Annotated in this window: 18 protein-coding genes and 1 tRNA gene; 10 read left to right on the forward strand and 9 right to left on the reverse strand. The window is 61.8% G+C overall.

Annotated elements, in window-relative coordinates; translation table 11 throughout:
• The first annotated feature begins 27 nt into the window (after nt 1–27).
• On the forward strand, nt 28–579 hold the full coding sequence (locus AC1Y2B_RS10895) for a 2OG-Fe(II) oxygenase (RefSeq protein WP_482253113.1): 552 nt from the start codon (nt 28–30) through the stop codon (nt 577–579).
• 108 nt (nt 580–687) lie between these two features.
• Nucleotides 688–1329, forward strand: coding sequence for a pyridoxamine 5'-phosphate oxidase family protein (locus tag AC1Y2B_RS10900; protein WP_482253114.1), 642 nt, complete (start codon nt 688–690; stop codon nt 1327–1329).
• A gap of 2 nt (nt 1330–1331) precedes the next feature.
• Here AC1Y2B_RS10900 and AC1Y2B_RS10905 read toward each other — a convergent pair whose 3' ends face one another.
• Nucleotides 1332–1646 carry a hypothetical protein gene (locus AC1Y2B_RS10905; protein WP_482253115.1) on the reverse strand — a complete coding sequence of 105 codons (315 nt, stop codon included), beginning with the start codon at nt 1644–1646 and terminating at the stop codon, nt 1332–1334.
• Nucleotides 1647–1827: 181 nt separating this feature from the next.
• Nucleotides 1828–2637, reverse strand: coding sequence for a carbohydrate ABC transporter permease (locus AC1Y2B_RS10910; RefSeq protein WP_482253116.1), 810 nt, complete (start codon nt 2635–2637; stop codon nt 1828–1830).
• Between the two features lie 104 nt (nt 2638–2741).
• On the opposite strand from AC1Y2B_RS10910, the gene lepA reads away from it, so the two are divergent.
• Nucleotides 2742–4541, forward strand: a complete 1800-nt coding sequence (gene lepA / locus AC1Y2B_RS10915; protein WP_482253117.1) for a translation elongation factor 4 — start codon at nt 2742–2744, stop codon at nt 4539–4541.
• A gap of 64 nt (nt 4542–4605) precedes the next feature.
• On the opposite strand, the gene AC1Y2B_RS10920 is transcribed toward lepA, so the two are convergent.
• The 3 genes from AC1Y2B_RS10920 to AC1Y2B_RS10930 form a co-directional block, all read right to left on the reverse strand.
• The gene (locus AC1Y2B_RS10920; protein WP_482253118.1) at nt 4606–5100 is read right to left on the reverse strand and encodes a hypothetical protein; all 495 of its coding nucleotides are present in this window, start codon (nt 5098–5100) and stop codon (nt 4606–4608) included.
• A 638-nt stretch (nt 5101–5738) separates the two neighbouring features.
• On the reverse strand, nt 5739–5987 hold the full coding sequence (locus AC1Y2B_RS10925; RefSeq protein ID WP_482253119.1) for a hypothetical protein: 249 nt from the start codon (nt 5985–5987) through the stop codon (nt 5739–5741).
• A gap of 8 nt (nt 5988–5995) precedes the next feature.
• On the reverse strand, nt 5996–6250 hold the full coding sequence (locus tag AC1Y2B_RS10930) for a BrnA antitoxin family protein (protein ID WP_482253120.1): 255 nt from the start codon (nt 6248–6250) through the stop codon (nt 5996–5998).
• 150 nt (nt 6251–6400) lie between these two features.
• Between AC1Y2B_RS10930 and AC1Y2B_RS10935 the strand changes: the two genes are divergently transcribed.
• Nucleotides 6401–6688 (forward strand): hypothetical protein, encoded by a 288-nt coding sequence (locus AC1Y2B_RS10935; RefSeq protein WP_482253121.1) that lies wholly within the window; start codon nt 6401–6403, stop codon nt 6686–6688.
• Here the strand turns inward: AC1Y2B_RS10935 and AC1Y2B_RS10940 are convergent.
• From AC1Y2B_RS10940 to uvrB, 3 genes are all read right to left on the reverse strand, one after another.
• Nucleotides 6672–6863, reverse strand: coding sequence for a hypothetical protein (locus tag AC1Y2B_RS10940; protein WP_482253122.1), 192 nt, complete (start codon nt 6861–6863; stop codon nt 6672–6674). The genes AC1Y2B_RS10935 and AC1Y2B_RS10940 overlap by 17 nt on opposite strands.
• A 136-nt stretch (nt 6864–6999) precedes the next feature.
• Nucleotides 7000–7665: a glycine zipper 2TM domain-containing protein gene (locus AC1Y2B_RS10945; RefSeq protein ID WP_482253123.1), complete on the reverse strand. Its 666-nt coding sequence runs from the start codon at nt 7663–7665 to the stop codon at nt 7000–7002.
• Between the two features lie 141 nt (nt 7666–7806).
• A complete protein-coding gene (uvrB, locus tag AC1Y2B_RS10950) occupies nt 7807–9984 on the reverse strand; it encodes an excinuclease ABC subunit UvrB (protein ID WP_482253124.1) in 2178 nt (725 codons plus the stop codon).
• Between the two features lie 318 nt (nt 9985–10302).
• Between uvrB and AC1Y2B_RS10955 the strand changes: the two genes are divergently transcribed.
• The 4 genes from AC1Y2B_RS10955 to AC1Y2B_RS10970 all read left to right on the forward strand — a co-directional run bounded on the left by AC1Y2B_RS10955 (nt 10303) and on the right by AC1Y2B_RS10970 (nt 12787).
• Nucleotides 10303–10614 carry an ETC complex I subunit gene (locus tag AC1Y2B_RS10955; protein ID WP_482253125.1) on the forward strand — a complete coding sequence of 104 codons (312 nt, stop codon included), beginning with the start codon at nt 10303–10305 and terminating at the stop codon, nt 10612–10614.
• Between the two features lie 49 nt (nt 10615–10663).
• Nucleotides 10664–12106: a hypothetical protein gene (locus AC1Y2B_RS10960; RefSeq protein WP_482253126.1), complete on the forward strand. Its 1443-nt coding sequence runs from the start codon at nt 10664–10666 to the stop codon at nt 12104–12106.
• Entirely contained in the window at nt 12103–12567 is a 465-nt protein-coding gene (locus AC1Y2B_RS10965) for a GNAT family N-acetyltransferase (protein WP_482253127.1), read from the forward strand. Before AC1Y2B_RS10960 ends, AC1Y2B_RS10965 begins: the two co-directional genes overlap by 4 nt.
• Nucleotides 12568–12710: 143 nt before the next feature.
• Nucleotides 12711–12787 (forward strand) — tRNA-Arg (locus AC1Y2B_RS10970).
• A gap of 70 nt (nt 12788–12857) precedes the next feature.
• Here AC1Y2B_RS10970 and AC1Y2B_RS10975 read toward each other — a convergent pair.
• Nucleotides 12858–15212 carry a PAS domain-containing protein gene (locus AC1Y2B_RS10975; RefSeq protein ID WP_482253128.1) on the reverse strand — a complete coding sequence of 785 codons (2355 nt, stop codon included), beginning with the start codon at nt 15210–15212 and terminating at the stop codon, nt 12858–12860.
• Nucleotides 15213–15591: 379 nt separating this feature from the next.
• Here AC1Y2B_RS10975 and AC1Y2B_RS10980 point away from each other — a divergent pair, with 379 nt between their 5' ends.
• Nucleotides 15592–15783: a hypothetical protein gene (locus tag AC1Y2B_RS10980; protein ID WP_482253129.1), complete on the forward strand. Its 192-nt coding sequence runs from the start codon at nt 15592–15594 to the stop codon at nt 15781–15783.
• Nucleotides 15784–16526: 743 nt separating this feature from the next.
• The gene (msrA, locus tag AC1Y2B_RS10985) at nt 16527–17231 is read left to right on the forward strand and encodes a peptide-methionine (S)-S-oxide reductase MsrA (protein ID WP_482253130.1); all 705 of its coding nucleotides are present in this window, start codon (nt 16527–16529) and stop codon (nt 17229–17231) included.
• The last annotated feature ends 74 nt before the right edge of the window (nt 17232–17305 follow it).

The following is a 17305-nucleotide window of genomic DNA, read 5'->3' on the forward strand; positions in this document are numbered from 1 at the left end:
CGGGGGGCTGACCAGCTAGGCCCGGCCATGACCCCGTTTCACCTGATCCCTGACGCCTTGACCCCGGCAGACTGCGACGCGCTGGTGGCGCTCTGCCAAGCCGGCCCGATGAAGGATGCGGGGCTGGTGCGCCAGACCACCGCCCACCAGATCCGCCGGGCCGAACTGTCCTGGCTTGACGACCTGCCCGAGGCGGCCTGGGTGATGGACCGCATGATGCGCCTGACCGCAGCCGCCAACCGCGCGGCCTTCGGTTTTGACCTGACCGATTTCGCCGAAAGCGCCCAGGTCGCCCGCTATGGTTCCGAGCGTGAGGGGCATTTCGACTGGCATTCCGACATCGGGGCAGGGGCCTTGGCCGCCAGGCGCAAACTGACCATCGTCGTGCAACTGTCCGATCCCGCCGATTACGCGGGCGGCACGCTGGAACTGCGTCCCGACAGCAATGTCCGTCAGGCGCCGCGCGATCGGGGGACTGCCATCGTTTTCCCCAGCTTCGTTCTGCACCGGGTAACACCTGTCACCTCTGGCACCCGCTGGTCGCTGACCCTATGGTCGCATGGCCCAGCCTTTCGTTAGCCCAGCCTTTCGGGAGGCCAGCCTTCTGCTAAGATGGGCAGATTGCCCATCCTGCCTTGTCCCATCCGTTGCTTTGGCCGCAGCGGACCATGACCGCGAAAGGTTGCCATGCCAAGCCAAGCCGCCCCCACCGACCGCACCCGCCTGCGCCGCATGTCCCACAAGGGCGCGCATGACGCGGCGACGCTGCACGCCATCCTGGACGCCAGCCCGGTGGCCCATGTCGGTTATGTCGTGAACGGTGCGCCGCATGTCACCCCCACCCTGCAATGGCGCGAGGGCGACCGTGTCTACTGGCACGGCTCAGCCGCCAGCCGCTTCCTGCGCGCCATCGAGGGCAAGCAGGCCTGCCTGACCGTCACGCTGACCGATGGCCTTGTTCTGGCGCGGTCGGGCTTTGAACACTCTGTCCTCTACCGCTCGGCCATGCTGTTCGGCGCCGTCCGGATCGTGTCCGACCCGGCGGAAAAGGAAGCGCGCCTGAAAGAGATGATGGACCAGATGTTCCCCGGCCGCTGGCCCCAGTTGCGCCCGATGACAGCGCAGGAATTGAAGGCCACCACGATCCTGACCATGCCGATTGACGAGGCCTCGGCCAAGGTCGCCACCGGCATGCCCGATGACCCGCCCGAGGATCGCGCCTGGCCGATCTGGGCCGGCATCGTGCCGGTGATCACCACGCTTGGCACACCGCAGCCCGCGCCCGATTGCGTGCCGGGCATGGCGCTGCCGCAGGTGAAGTTCGGCTGACCTCAGCCCGAGCAGGCCATCTGCGCCTGTTGGCCAAAGGTTACATACCGCGCCCAAAAGGCATCATCCTTTTGGCTTTGCGACATGTGAACCTGCTGCGCGCGGTCCGGGTCCTTGAAGAAGGTCGCCGCCAACCGCTGGTCATTGCCGCCCAGCGTGATGTCAGCCACCTGCTGGATGCAGGAACACAGGTTGCGGTTCACGCCATCGCGCTTGGACTGCAGGCAGGCGCTTTCAATCGGCCCGGCCGCGGCGGCCCCGGCCATATACATCAACGAAAGGACCGTGAAACCGGCCCCGAACAGGATCTTGCTCATCATTCTGCCTCATGCCGCAAGGTCGGATCACGCCCGCCTCACTGGTTTTTGTTGACCGCATTGTATCGATTCGGAACACATTTTTCAACCCACCCAAGGGTTTGTGCGGAAACCCGCCACATCTTCTGGATATGGCAGAGCGGTGCGCGCAGGCCACAAGATACGGTGCCGTGATCGCCGATCAGCCCACCAGACTGCCCGCCGTCAGGCCAGAGACGATTCTGCGCTGAAACACCAGAACCAGCCCCACGATCGGCGTGGTCACGATGACAGAGGCCGCCGCCATCTCTTGCCACGCCGTCGGGCTGATCATTGTCATGGCCACCGGCACCGTCCGCACCGTCTCGCTGATCGTCAGGGTCAGCGCGAACAGAAACTCGTTCCACGATCCGATGAAGGTCAAAAGCCCCGTTGTCACCAGGGCAGGCACCAGAAGCGGCAGAAAGATCCGCGTCACCACCACCCAAGGTGTCGCGCCATCAATGATCGCCGCCTCCTCGATCTCCACCGGCAGACCCCGCATGAAGGTTGTCAGCAGCCAGACCGAGAAGGGCAGCGTGAACACCGTCTGCGCCACCACCATCGACCAGATCGTGTTGTACAGGCCCCAGAACCGCACCATCTCGAACATGCCCGCCAGCACCGCGACCTGCGGAAACATCGACACCGACAGGATCGTGACCAGCAGCAACCCGCGCCCCCGGAACCGAACCCGCCCCAGCGCATAGGCCGCCATCACCGCCAGCACCAAAGAGGCGGCCACCACCACAACCGCCACAAACACCGAATTGGCCAGCGAGGTCAGAAAGATCGGCTGCTGCAAGACAGATGCATAGTTGGCCAGGTTCAGCCCCTGCGGCCAGTAATGCACCTCGAACTGGCCCTGATCCGTCGCAAAGCTGGTGACAAAGGTGTAATAGAACGGAAACAGGCTGACGGTGACGATCAGCGCCACGCACAGATAAAACCCCATCGCCTTGACCCAGCGCATCCCGTCATCCTCTTCGGACCCTGCGCCCCGCCTATAGGGCGCGCCCAAAGGATTGGAAAGCGCCCCCCTTCCCCCCCCAAGGACAACCCGCTATACGCGGGCGCATGACCCAGCTTGATCGCATCCGCAACTTCTCCATCGTGGCCCATATCGACCACGGCAAATCCACCCTCGCTGACCGGTTGATCCAGTCAACGGGCACTGTCGCCGACCGCGACATGAAAGCCCAGTTGCTGGACTCGATGGATATCGAGCGCGAGCGCGGCATCACGATCAAGGCCAACACGGTGCGCCTGAACTACCGCGCCAAGGATGGGCTGGACTATGTCCTGAACCTGATCGACACCCCCGGCCACGTCGACTTCGGCTACGAAGTCAGCCGCTCGATGCGTGCCGTCGAAGGCTCCCTGCTGGTCGTCGACGCCTCCCAGGGCGTCGAAGCCCAAACACTGGCCAACGTCTATCAGGCGCTGGATGCCGGCCACGAAATCGTCCCCGTCCTGAACAAGATCGACTTGCCCGCCGCTGAACCCGAGCGGATCCGCCAGCAGATCGAAGACGTCATCGGTCTTGACGCGTCCGACGCCGTCCTGATCTCCGCCAAATCCGGCCTTGGGATTCCGGATGTGCTGGAGGCCATCGTCACCCGCCTCCCCGCCCCCAAAGGCGACGCCAATGCGCCCCTGAAGGCCATGCTCGTCGACAGCTGGTACGACGCCTACCTCGGCGTCGTCGTCATGCTCCGCGTCATGGACGGGGTCGTCCGCAAAGGCGACCGCATTCGCATGATGCAGACCAACGCCGTCTACGGCATCGAAAAGCTCGCCGTCCTGAAACCCCAGATGGTTGACATTGCCGAGCTTGGGCCAGGCGAAATCGGCATCTTCACCGCCCAGATCAAGCAGGTCCGCGACACCCGCGTCGGCGACACCGTCACCCACGAACGCAAGGGCTGCCTTGAACCGCTCCCCGGCTTCAAACCCGCCCAACCCGTCGTCTTCTGCGGCCTCTTCCCCGTTGACGCCGCCCAGTTCGAAGACCTCCGCGACGCCATCGAAAAGCTCTCCCTCAACGACGCCTCCTTCTCGACCGAAATGGAAACCTCCGCCGCCCTCGGCTTCGGCTTCCGCTGCGGCTTCCTCGGCCTCCTCCACCTCGAAGTCATCCGCGACCGGCTGGAGCGCGAGTACAACCTCGAACTCATCACCACCGCGCCCTCCGTGGTCTTCCACCTCTACATGAAAGACGGCGAGGTGCGCGACCTGCACAACCCCGCCGACATGCCCGACCTCACCTTCGTCGACCACATCGAAGAGCCCCGCATCAAGGCCACGATCATGGTCCCCGACGAATATCTCGGCGACATTTTGAAACTCTGCCAGGACCGCCGCGGCATCCAGATGGACCTCTCCTACGCCGGCACCCGCGCCATGGTCGTCTATGACCTGCCCCTGGCCGAGGTCGTCTTCGACTTCTACGACCGCCTGAAATCGGTCTCCCAAGGCTACGCCTCCTTCGACTACGTCCTGTCGGAATACCGCGAGGATTTCCTTGTGAAAATGTCGATCCTCGTCAACGACGAGCCCGTCGACGCCCTCTCGATGATGGTCCACCGCGACCGCGCCGAGATGCGCGGCCGCGCCATGGTCGAGAAGCTGAAAGACCTGATCCCCCGCCACATGTTCAAGATCCCGATCCAGGCCGCGATCGGCGGCCGCGTGATCGCCCGCGAAACCCTGTCCGCCATGCGCAAGGACGTGACCGCCAAATGCTACGGCGGCGACGCGACCCGCAAGAAAAAGTTGCTGGAGAAGCAGAAAGAGGGCAAGAAGCGCATGCGCCAGTTCGGGAAGGTGGAAATCCCTCAGGAGGCGTTCATCTCGGCGTTGAAGATGGATAATTGACGGTACGAAGAAAGGTCGGATCTGCCAATGATCCGACCTTTATCAATCCTCAACAAGTTCAATTTTATTGAACTGATTCAGCCGGTTCAGCGACTTCGCGGTGAGTTATCACTGCCCAAAGCTGGCTTGTCGGACGCGGGTTGACGGTTCCTTTTCTGTCGTCGAAGAAGTGCATTTCTTCACCTACAAGTCCCTTGAACCGCCTAATACGCAGCCCCGACTGGAACTGACCAGGCCCATCGATCACGACGAATGCGCCAGTCTTCAGCTTTTTGGCGTAACTTGCGTCCACACGCTCTGCCATAGCTCGAGTGCCGTTCTTGAGGCCAAACTCCGAACAAGAGTCGCCGTCAACGCGTACAACGATCGTGTTGCTCGAAATCGGCAACGGCTTGTCGTCAGCACCAAGAAGCCGATTGAAAAGTCCCAACCTGTGTCCCATTGGGCGCTTGCCGTCAAATGCCTTCTGACGCGAAGCGTGAGCGGTATATTCGCGAGGCGCGCTCCATTCGGCAGCGGCAACGACCAACAGCCCAATGACGAGTAATATAATCGACATTTCGATGCTCCTCTGTTTGAGCAGGATTAGACCTGAGCCGAACTCGGGTCAAGCGGTTCCATATGAACGTTCCGAACGTAGGACAATCCACGCACAGCGATGATACATATGCACGCTACGATCATAATCCACCCCGATTCGCTTCCTGCGCTCGGATTGAACGCTGGAAACAAACCTACCGCGATAACATAAACGATGATTGAAGCTGCCAAGATCACTAAGCCCCGGCCAGCCATTCGGTCCCGAACTTTGTGGTCTTTCAGAACCCCTACGATAATGAAGATGTCTGCGAACAGAAGCACTGGTAGTAGCAGTCGTTCCCAGCCCGAAACAAACTCGTGAGCGAGCCCCGGTATGTTTGCGGACATCGCGGCAATCGGAAACGCAACAAGCAGTGCAAATCCCAACCAGATGCAGGCCGCCCCCCAAGGAGCGATCCAGCGCCAAAACCGACCCAAACCAGATTTCAACCTACTCGAATCCCAAGACATCCAATTAACTCCAGCCAACCTTCCGACCTTCTACGTCGGGCGGACGAAGAAATTCAAGGTCACCGTAATAGTCTATTGCGCATGTGTCTCCCGCGCCACGTGAACGGGCCATGACAACAGGGTCCTTGTCGAACACCTCACCCCACCCTACCGCACCCGAAACCACCCCTCCGGCTCGCCCTTCATCCCCTCTTCGGCATGGCGCTGCTGCAAAATCTCCGCCATCCGCGCCCGCGCCTTGGCTTCTGGCGGCGGCCCCTCGTCCTCCCAATCCTCCCCCAAACTCCGCGCCGTCGCCCCGAACGCCGGCTTGCCCGCGTCATGCAACTCCTCGCGCTTGCGGTAATGCGCCAAAGTCTCCGCCCCTTTGATCACCCCCGCCAGCCGCGCATGCATGTAGCTTTTCAAGACCGCGTTGATGCGCGGCCCATAGCCTCGCCCATCGACTTGAAGAATTTCACCACATCGGCCTCCAGCCGCAGGTTGACCTTGACGCCCGCCGCTTCCGGCGTGGCGCGGGCGATCTGGTGCCACTCCTCCGGGATGCGGCCGGTCATTTCGATGGTGTTGTGCAGGTCCCACTCCAGCCGACGCATCACGTCCGCCATATAGGTGTAGTGCCGGGTCTGCGTCGCGGTCTGGTGCTTGAGATCGGTCATGGTGCCCTCCTGCGGGCAGGATAGGGCAGGGCGGTTAATCATTCCCGACCAAGACGCGCGTAGAGACGGAAGGAAGACGTAAAGAAGACAAAAGCAAGACCGCCCGGTTTTCTTAACCCCAAATTAACCTAAAGGTGAGAAACCACCGCCATGCGCCTGATTTTCCTCATCCTTCTGCTGGCTGCCTGCAGCGCCTCTCCGGCGCCTTTGATGATGGGCGCGCCAAAGGTTACCGTGACGGTCGGTGCCCATGATTACACCGTCTGGCGCCGCGAAAACGCGTTTGAGGTGGTGCGGATGGGCTATGCCACCCGCGCCGAACAACCCGCCGTGCAGGCCACGATGCTCGCGGTGGTGGAGCGGGTGACGGGCTGCAAACCCCATGTGGATCAAGGGGATAGCGCAGAGATGCGGGGCACGCTTACGGCTTGTAAATGAACAACTTGTAGCCGGCATAGACGCCCGCCGCGCCAAACAGCAGGCCCCAGAACGGATTGCCCGTCCAGAATTCCATACAGGCCCAGCCCAGCGGCAGGACCGTTGTCGCCACCCTGACCCAAGTCCTTGAAAACATCGGATGATCCGGGTCAATCAGCGGCTTGCGCGGCGTCATGCCAGACCACCGGTCCAAAGTGGCGCCCAAGCCGGATGCCGTTCAGTCATGTCCAGTTCCCCCATGCCGGTTTGCCGCAGGAAGACCCGATCCCGCCCGCCACTTCAACCCCGAATGTCACACAAGCCCTTGGGGGTCAGCTGCAATAGCTGCCCGGATGTTGCATCTGCGAGCAGGCCTTGGCCTTGGTCGCCTGGAACGAGGAGGCCGCGGGGGTGAACAGCGGCCGCGCATCGACCGGCGTGTTCATCTGCTGGGCGACCTGCGTGTAGCCTTGCCCGCTGTCCTGCGCCTGTTGGGCGCCCAGATTGGCTGCCTTGGCGATTTGCGCCAGCTGCGCCTCGCGTTTCTTGGGGTCATCGGCCGCCGAGGGAGAGCGCAGCAAGGCCACCCGCAACTCGTCATTCAGATGCGAGGCGCTGGTCTTCTGCCGCCGCGCCTCGGCCGCAGCGCGGGCCTGAACCTCGGCCTTGCGGGCCTTATCACTTGCATTTGTCTTGGTAATTTCGTTCTGCACGCTCAGCCAATAGCCCGCCAGGCCGCCGGCCATCGCCCCGGCAACCGTGCCCCCCGTGCGGCTGGCGCCGGTGTTCTTGGCCAGAAGATTGCCCAGAAGTGCGCCCACAAGGGCCCCGGCAACCACGGTTTGCGTGCGCCTGGCCCGGATCACATCGGCCTGACACAGCAGCGCCTCTGATTCGAGCCGGGGGGCCTGACAGTTCAAGGTCTGCGCCACGCCCGGTCCCGCCACGAGCGAGACCCCGATCACAAGGGACAAAGTCCAGTTGAGAATCCCACGCATCGTCGTCTCCTCGCTGATTTCTTGCAGAATGTCCGCAAAGCGGCCCGTTTTCAATCTCTTTGCCGATGATCGCACGGTCGCCATTAAGAGGGCGTTAAGCGGTTCGGGGTAGAGTTGGGCACAGACCGGAAGAATGCCGCCCTAATGCCGCCGCTTGTTGCCGCCCCGCTGTCCCGCACGCCCTGCGGTAGAGCGTCCGGATTTCGAAACCGCTTCCTCGACCGCCTCTTCAATCACGCTCTGCCGCGCAAGGGGATCATCCGCTACTGCAAGCTCGACAGCCTCCAGACGTTTGACTTCGTCGCGCAGTCTCGCGGCTTCTTCGAATTCCAAGTTCTCGGCCGCTTTGCGCATCTGCAGGCGCAAACCTTCCAGATGGGCGGCAAGGTTCTGACCGACGTTGGCCTTTTCGACCTTGGCCGTGATGCGCGCCTGATCGGTGTCACCTTGCCACAGGCCGTGAAGCACGTCCTCGACGTTTTTCTTGACGGTTTGCGGGGTGATGCCGTGTTCCAGGTTATAGGCAACCTGTTTCGCCCGCCGCCGGTCGGTTTCACCCATCGCCCGTTCCATGCTGCCGGTGATGCGGTCGGCGTACATGATGACGCGGCCCTCTTCATTGCGCGCCGCCCGCCCGATCGTCTGGATCAATGAGGTTTCCGAGCGCAGGAAGCCTTCCTTGTCGGCATCCAAAATGGCCACCAGACCGCACTCCGGAATGTCCAACCCCTCGCGCAGCAGGTTGATGCCCACCAGCACATCGAACGCCCCCAGCCGCAAATCCCTCAGGATTTCAATGCGTTCCAACGTGTCGATGTCAGAGTGCATATAGCGGATGCGGATGCCCTGTTCGTGCATGTAGTCGGTCAGATCCTCCGCCATCCGCTTGGTCAGCGTTGTCACCAGTGTCCGCATGCCGCGCAAAGACACCTTGCGCACCTCGTCCAGCAGGTCATCCACCTGCATCTCGACAGGACGGATCTCCACGATCGGATCGACAAGACCGGTCGGCCGGATCACCTGTTCAACAAACACGCCACCCGCCTGCTCCAGTTCCCAGGCCGCTGGAGTTGCGGACACAAACACCGATTGCGGGCGCATCGCGTCCCATTCCTCGAACTTCAACGGCCGGTTGTCCATGCAAGAGGGCAGGCGGAACCCGTGCTCGGCCAGCGTCATCTTGCGCCGGAAGTCGCCTTTGTACATGCCGCCGATCTGCGGCACGGAAACGTGGGATTCGTCTGCAAAAACAATGGCATTGTCGGGGATGAACTCGAACAGCGTCGGCGGCGGCTCACCGGGCGCGCGGCCTGTCAGGTAGCGGGAATAGTTCTCGATCCCGGCGCAGGCCCCCGTTGCCTCGATCATCTCGACGTCGAAATTGGTGCGCTGTTCCAGCCGTTGCGCCTCCAGCAGCTTGCCCTCCGTCACAAAGCGGTCAAGCGTCTGCTGCAGTTCGAATTTGATTCCCTTGACCGCCTGTTGCAGCGTCGGCCGGGGTGTCACGTAGTGCGAGTTGGCATAGATGCGGATTTGCTTGAAGACATCCGTCTTTGCCCCGGTCAACGGGTCAAATTCTATAATCGCTTCAAGCTCTTCCCCGAAGAAAGAAAACCGCCAGGCCCGGTCTTCCAAGTGCGCCGGCCACAGTTCGATCGTGTCGCCACGCACCCGGAACGACCCGCGCGCGAAGGCCATCTCGTTGCGCCGATAGGCCTGCGCGACCAGTTCGGCGATCACTTTGCGCGGGTCATAGCTTTGCCCCACGATCAGGTCCTGCGTCATCGCCGAATAGGTCTCGACCGAACCTATGCCATAGATGCACGACACCGAGGCGATGATGATCACATCGTCCCGTTCCAGCAGCGCCCGGGTGGCCGAATGGCGCATCCGGTCGATCTGTTCGTTGATCTGGCTTTCCTTCTCGATATAGGTGTCGGTGCGGGCGACATAGGCTTCGGGCTGGTAGTAGTCGTAGTAGCTGACGAAATATTCCACCGCGTTCTCGGGGAAAAACCCTTTGAATTCAGCATACAGCTGCGCGGCCAGCGTCTTGTTCGGCGCAAGGATGATGGCCGGGCGTTGGGTTTCCTCGATCACCTTGGCCATGGTGAAGGTCTTGCCTGTGCCCGTGGCGCCCAGCAGAACCTGATCATGGTCGCCCGCCAGAACGCCCTTGGAAAGTTCAGCAATCGCCGTGGGTTGGTCGCCCGCCGGCTGAAACGGCGAGTGCATGACAAAGCGCCGCCCACCCTCCAGCTTGGGGCGGGTCAGCACCTCGGGGCGCGCGGCAAGGGCGTTGGAATTGTTGTGCGGCATGGTGATTCCCTTCCGGGGCGATACGCAGTCAATCTATTCCGTTTTTGTTCCCATTAAAGGGGGTGGTTAACGATGGCGTAACGCCTCTTGCGGCAAGGTAAAGAAAAGCGGATCAACTTTAGGGAAAAAGCGGTTCAAAGGTGCAGCTTTCGGTTGAAAATTGGTCGTCCTCGGGGCAGATTGGCCCGGCAAGCAGCAAACACTGTCGGCTGGTCGCACCACACACCCCACCCCACTCCCAGTGGCCAGCCGACAGCATCTTGCCTTTAGCCCCCATTTTCGGAATAAAGCAGCAGCCCTGATCTCGTGAGGTTTTTCATGCGCGCGCGCATCTACCAACCCGCCAAGACTGCCATGCAGTCCGGCACCGCCAAAGCCAAAGGCTGGGTGCTGGAGTTTGCTCCCGCCACCGCTCGTGAAGTGGACCCATTGATGGGATGGACCTCTTCCGATGACATGGAAGCTCAGGTGCGCCTGCGCTTTGACAGCCGGGAAGCCGCGGAAGATTATGCCACGGCACGGGGCATCGAATTCGACGTCGTCGATCCGCACTCCCGGCGGCCCAACATCCGCCCCGGCGGCTATGGCGAGAATTTTGCCACCAACCGCAAAGGTGTCTGGACTCACTGAACGTTCTGGCCCCGGTTTCCGCGGCCCTTTGAATTTAACGGAGATTGTCATGAAAAAACATGCTCTTGCACTTGTTCCCCTTCTTATGGCCTCCGCTGCGGTGGCACAGCCTGCTACTGAAGACGGTGCCGCGCATCTGACGCAGGTGTTTCAGACCTACCTTGGCACCACCGCCGGGCTGGTCACGGTGGCCGCCAATGGCGACACCTATGCCCTGACGCTGGATGCGGCACCGTTGATCGCGCAGGCCAAGGACAGCGGCCTGACCGGCAGCGTGACGCCGTTCCAGTTCGAATTGACCGACAATGGCGATGGCACTTGGGGCGTCTCGCTGAATCAGGCGGTTTCGATTGCCCTGTCGCTTCCCAACGCCTTTGATCTGAAAGAAGAGGTTTCCTCTGACACGTTTGAAGGGACTTTTGACGAAAAGATCCTCGCCTTCACCACGATGAAGGGAGAGTTTTCCGATGTGAAGGTCAGCGAAACCGTGCAAACGCCGAATGCGGCGCCAACGACGGCGGAAATCGGCCTTGCCAGTGGGACGTTTGAAGGCACCGGCGCGGCCGGCGCCGCGGGCGGAGCCGATATTGGCGTGACCGTAACCGGGACCGGCCTGACCGAAACGATGAATGTCAGCACCGGTCCGGGCCAGCCCGCCATGCCCGTCACCGTCAAGGCCGACGGGCTGACCGAGGACGTCAAGGGCACCGGCTTCATGTTCGACGGCCTGTTCAAGACCGCCGCATGGATCGTCGCCCACCCCGACCAAGCCTCGCGCAAGGCGGACGAGGCGACGTTCAAGTCGCTGGTCACCGGATCGATGCCGTTCTTTGGCAATTTCAACGTCGGTGGCAAGGCAACCAAGCTGTCGGTTGAAACCCCGATGGGCAATGTCGGCCTTGATGAACTTGGCTTCACCGTGGAAGCCAATGGCGCTGTCGCCGATGGAAAGGTTCGCGAGGCGTTTTCGCTTTCGGGTCTGACCCTGCCGGCCGGTCTGGTGCCGGACTGGGCCGCGCCGGTCCTGCCGAAAAAGCTGTCTCTTGACGTGCAAGTCACTGATTTTGATGCGGCGGCCGGGCTGACCGCCTCGCTTGATGGGTTGGACCTGCCGACTGGCGGCATGTCTGACACCAGCGGCTTCACCCAAAAAGTGCAGGCGGCTTTCCTGCCCAAAGGGGCCGTGACCATCACGCTCAACCCCGGCAGCCTCGCAGGCGACGGCTATGAACTGACCTACCAGGGGGCCATGGTGGCTGGTCCGAATGCGCCGGTGCCGACGGGTACGGCCACGGTGACCCTGACCGGTGCCGACAAACTGCAGGCTGCGCTGAATGCTGCGCCCGATGACATGAAAGCGCAGGCCATGATGGGCTTTGGCATGGCACAGGGCATGGCGAAGAAAGACGGCGACAAGCTGGTCTGGGATATTGACGCCTCCAAGCCGGGCGCGGTTTCGGTCAATGGCACGCCTTTGATGGGTGGCAATTGAGCCTGACACTGACAAGAGAAAGCCCGGTCGGTCCGGATCTGGCGCTGCTGTTCGCCCGTCACACGGCGGACATGCACGCCGATACGCCGCCGGAAAGCATCCACATGATGGACGCCAGCCAGTTGAACGAGGCGGGCGCGCAGTTCTTCGTGGTGCGGGATGCGGGGGCGCCCATCGCGATGGGCGCCTTCAAACCGTTCGAACCGGGCCATGCCGAAATCAAGTCGATGCATGTTCTGATCGAATACCGGGGCAGGGGCCTGTCAAGGCTGATGCTGTCGCACATCATCGATGAGGCGAAAGCTGCGGGCGTCACCCGTCTGAGCCTTGAGACCGGGACGCAAGAGCTTTTTCGCCCTGCCCGTATCCTCTACGAACGCGCCGGTTTCAGCGTTTGTCCGCCGTTTGGCAGCTATGTGCTTGATCCGATGTCGGTCTTTATGACCCTCGCGTTGGGCTGAGGCGGACGCTGGCTGAGGGACATTGCCCTTGCGGCCCAAGGCCCCGTCCCTCGGGTGGTCTGCAAAAGCCGGGGGCGAAGTGTCGCACGGCAACCCCGCGCCCCGTTGCGGTCGGATTTGCGAACCGCTATCAGTGCAGGCACGGTCCCGTAGCTCAACTGGATAGAGCACCTGACTTCTAATCAGGATGTTGGGCGTTCGAGTCGTCCCGGGATCGCCATCTGCCACAAATCTTCCATCAGCCTGCCTGATGCCGGCTGTGCGGCGCCACAGGGCCGTTGCATGCCCCCTCAAGGGGATTGACGCTGCGGAGCACTTTTGCTTAGGCTTCGGGTCAGCGCTTTGGACAGATCAAGCCGGCTGACAGGTTTCATCAGCTTGATATCCTCGACCCGCAGGCCGTTTCCGTGGATGGCGGCTTCGTTGGGGTAGCCTGACATGAAAATCGCCTTCAGTGACGGATCGCGTTTGCGCAGTTCTTTCACCAACCCCGTGCCCATCAGGGTGCCAGGCATGACGATGTCAGTCAGGATCACGTCAAAGGGCGCCTCAGCCTCGAAGACCCGTATCGCGGCTTCCGAGTTCTCTGCTTCGTAGACCTGATAGCCATCGACCTGCAGGCGGCTTTTCATCACCTTGCGGACCGCGGCATCGTCCTCGACCAGCAGGATCTTGCCATGCAGTTCGGGACGGCTGGCGTCCGGGACCGCCTGATCCTGAACCAGATCTTCGGCTGTCGATGTCGGGAAGTAGACCTTGAATGACGTGCCAAACCCAACCTCGCTATAGACCCGGACGGCACCCCCCGATTGCTTGGCAAACCCCAAGACCGAGGACAGGCCCAGCCCGGTGCCCTTGCCAATCGGCTTGGTGGTGAAGAAGGGTTCAAAGATCCGGTCAAGGTTTTCGGGCGGGATGCCAGAACCGGTGTCGGTGACGGCCACCATGACGTAGCGGCCGGGCCGGATTGTTTCGCCGCGCTCTTCGATATAGTCTTCGGTTAGTCGGATGTTGGCGGTTTCCACGGTAATCTTGCCACCTTCCGGCATGGCGTCCCGCGCGTTGATGATCAGGTTCAGAATGGCGCTTTCGGTGGAACTGCGGTCGGCCCGCACCTGCCAAAGCCCGCCCGTCGTGACAATTTCCAGCGAGATGTTCGCGGGCAGGGTCCGGCGCACCATGGAATCCAGCCCGCGCAGCACTTCATTGAGGTTCACGACCACCGGCACCAAGGGCGCCTTGCGGGCAAAGCTTAGCAGGCTGCGGGTCAAATCGCTGCCGCGCAGGGTCGCGGTGATGGCTTCGGACAGATAGTCATCGGCATGAAAGCTGTTCCGATCTTCTTGCAGAAGTTCCAGATTGCCCAGGATGACGGCCAGCAGGTTGTTGAAATCGTGGGCGATGCCGCCCGTCAGGCTGCCGATCGCCTCGACCTTTTGCGATTGCAGGATGATTTCGCGGCTGATGCGCAGTTCTTCCTCGACCTTGGTTTGGTCGGTGATGTCGAGCGCGAGCACCGTCCAGGTTACATGCACCCCGGTCCGCGACGATGGCGTGCCGAACAGATGCAGCGTCTTCTTCTTGCCCGAAGGCGGGGTGATCCTGACCTTCAAATCGAAAAGCGTGCCAGCCTCCCGGCTGGCCGTAAAGACAGAGCGCATGCGCAGCGCGTCTTCGGGGGCCATCATGGCGCGCATCCGGTCCTTGTCGGCCATCAGGTCTTTGGCCGAAACCTCCCAGATATCAAGGCAGCGCGGGCTGATGTACTGGTGGTTGATCGTGCCATCGCCCCCAACTGAAAAGCGCAGGATTGCGCCGGGAATGCCCTCGACCAGATCGGCGAAGAAGGCTTCGGCTTCATCCAGTTTCTGGCGGGTCTGGACCTCTTCGGTGATGTCCAGCGCAATCACTGTCCAGGTCGTCGATCCTGCCACCCGCGAAGAGGGCCTGCCGAAGATGTGCAGGCTCTTTCGCTTGCCGCTTGGGGTCGTGATCTGGCCCTTCATATCCAAGACGGTATCCGGCCCGACATTCGCGCTGAATGCGGCCCGCATCCTGTCGGAATCGTCCCGATCCATCATGCTGCCCAAGAGCGTTTCGTCAGCCATGGCCTGCTCTGCCGAAACCTCCCAAATCTCGACGCAGCGCGGACTGACATAGCTCAGGACGACCCGACCATCCTCCTGCAGGTAAAACCGCAGGATCGCGCCGGGAACGCCTTCGACCAAGTCGGCGAAGAACGACTCGGTCTGCTGCAGCTTGTCGCGCAAGTTCACTTCGGTCGTGATGTCGCGCGCGGCCCCGACCATGCGTGTCGCGTGTCCTGCACCATCGCGTTCGATCACCCGCCCAAGGTCGTGAAGCCAGATGCAGGTGCCATCAGGACGGTAGACGCGATGAATACTTGTGTAGGGGCGGCCCAGTTCCGCCGCGTCTTTCAGCTTCTGCATCACAACAGACACCTCTTCGGGATGCATGCGCGGCAGAAAATCACTTAAGGGACGTTCCAGGATCCCGTCCGAAAACCCGACCAGGTCGGCCAACACCGTGTTGAACCGGATGATGTGGGTGGCGATATCCATATCCCACGTGCCTGCGCCAATCGCGGCAAGGACCAAGTTCGGGAGCTCAGCAGATTTTTGCATGATCGCGCCCCTGAAGCCATACCGTGAGTTGAGGGTATTCCTCGGATCTGGCCTTCATCTTACATCGTCAAATTCCGTTCGTCATCCGACAGTATCGCCCGTTGTCACAAGAAACGTTGATGCCAGCACCTCCGCTCTTCTCTCGGGAAGGCCGGGGGCAAAAGCAGGGCGGCGGCTGGGCAGGGTTGGGTTGGTCGGTGCGCGGGGGCGACGTGGATCCCGACATTTCATAATTTTCAACGAATTTGCAAATTGCCCGCAAAACTCTTGGGCATTGTTGGACTAGATCACCGGCTACAGCCCGGCCGGTTGTCTTGTGACGTTGATGCAAAATGCCATCGGGAACCCGGCCCCACGTCCCTCTCGAAAGGAAAGCCCCATGGACTACAGCCAAGCCCCCATGGATGTCCCGCTTCTGCAAAAAGCCCGGACCCAGCGCATCGAAGCGCTTTGGGCCAATCGGTTGGGCGCCAGACTTCGGGCCGAGGTCGCCGATGCCACCCGTTCGGGTGAGCGGGCAACGCGGACCGTCCGGGACCGGGATGTCCAACAGCGTGCATTTCAACTGTGACACATCGTCCACGGCTCCGCGACCGGGGCCGTGGTGCCTGTTTTCAAGATACTCGCCACTGCACCGTTGAAGGGCAGGACGGCCATGGGGTCTGGTAAGGCACAGGTGTTGTGCCACCTCTGACACCGGCGCCTGCGGGTCTTGCGGCTGTCCAGCGCGCTGGCAAATGACGCCGTAGGGATCACGGGCAACCCCCGTCAGTTGCCGACAACCGCTCTCCACGGCGATGCACTCGGCAGTCTTGCCAATGCCCCTTGGGCAGAGCGGCAGCGCGACGTCTGTAACAGGCGTCACCTTCGTTGCGAATGGATCACCTGAGGGCCCGGGCGACACTTCCCCCCGTCAAGGCCAATCCATTTGGTCAGGTCCCATCCGAGGAGAAGTGTTCATGCGTGTTTGGTCCTACAGCCCTGCGACCTTGCTTGCCCCCGGTGCCTTGGCCGCCTGCCCGCCCGCTTCGCGCAGGCCCTGACCGTGACCCTTATCGGCCGGGATGTGAGGCGCACCAAACGCGGGCCTCGGGTCAGCCCATGCGGTTTCCGGTCCCGATCGACGAAAAGGCCCCCGGGTGGCTGCCACGACACGGAAACCCATGCCGCAGGCCTTGGCGCACCGTTGCCGACCTGCGCCGGCACCCTGTCATCTGCCCAAGCGGGCCGATTGCCTCCCAAAACTTTGAGATCCGTTTCCTGCACCCCGGCGTAGATTTCTGTGCCGTCCCCCTTTGGCTGAAAGGATGTTTCATGCCCCAACTCTCTCGCCGTCTGCTTCTGTCTGTCCCGCTGCTGGCGGGTTTGGGTGCCAGCCTCTTCGCGGTCAACCGTGGACAGGCGCAGGAGGGCATCCCCCTTCCGGCCCCCGTCGTGGACGAGATGCCCGGCACCGCTCGGGAAACCGCCCTTTTCGCCGGAGGCTGCTTTTGGGGCATTCAGGGCGTGTTCCAGCATGTGAAAGGGGTGATCAACGCGACCTCGGGCTATGCCGGTGGTGCGGTTGCGGACCCAAGCTATGACGAGGTCAGCACCGGCTCCACCGGCCACGCCGAGACGGTGCAGGTGGTCTTTGACCCCAAGACGGTCAGCTATGGCCATCTGTTGCAAATCTATTTCTCGGTCGCCCATGATCCGACGCAGCTGAACCGTCAGGGCCCGGACGAGGGCACGCAGTACCGCTCTGCCCTGTTCCCGATCAGCGACGATCAGGCCAAGGTCGCCAAGGCTTACATCGTGCAATTGGGTGAGGCGCGTCTGTTCGATGCGGCCATCGTGACCAAGCTGGAACGGGGTGCCAGCTTTTATCCGGCCGAGGCTTACCACCAGAACTTCCTGACCCTGAACCCGCACTCCCCCTATATCGTCTACAACGACCTGCCGAAGATCGCGCATCTGAAAACCCTGTTCCCGCGGGACTACCGGGCCGATCCTGTGCTGGTGCAGATCAAGGGCTAAGGGTGCCGGGGCGGGATCAGGTGACATGCACACGGCGGAGTCATCTGGCTTATGACCTGCGTCCTGGCCCCGAA

The sequence above is a fragment of the Stagnihabitans sp. genome (assembly GCF_964946895.1).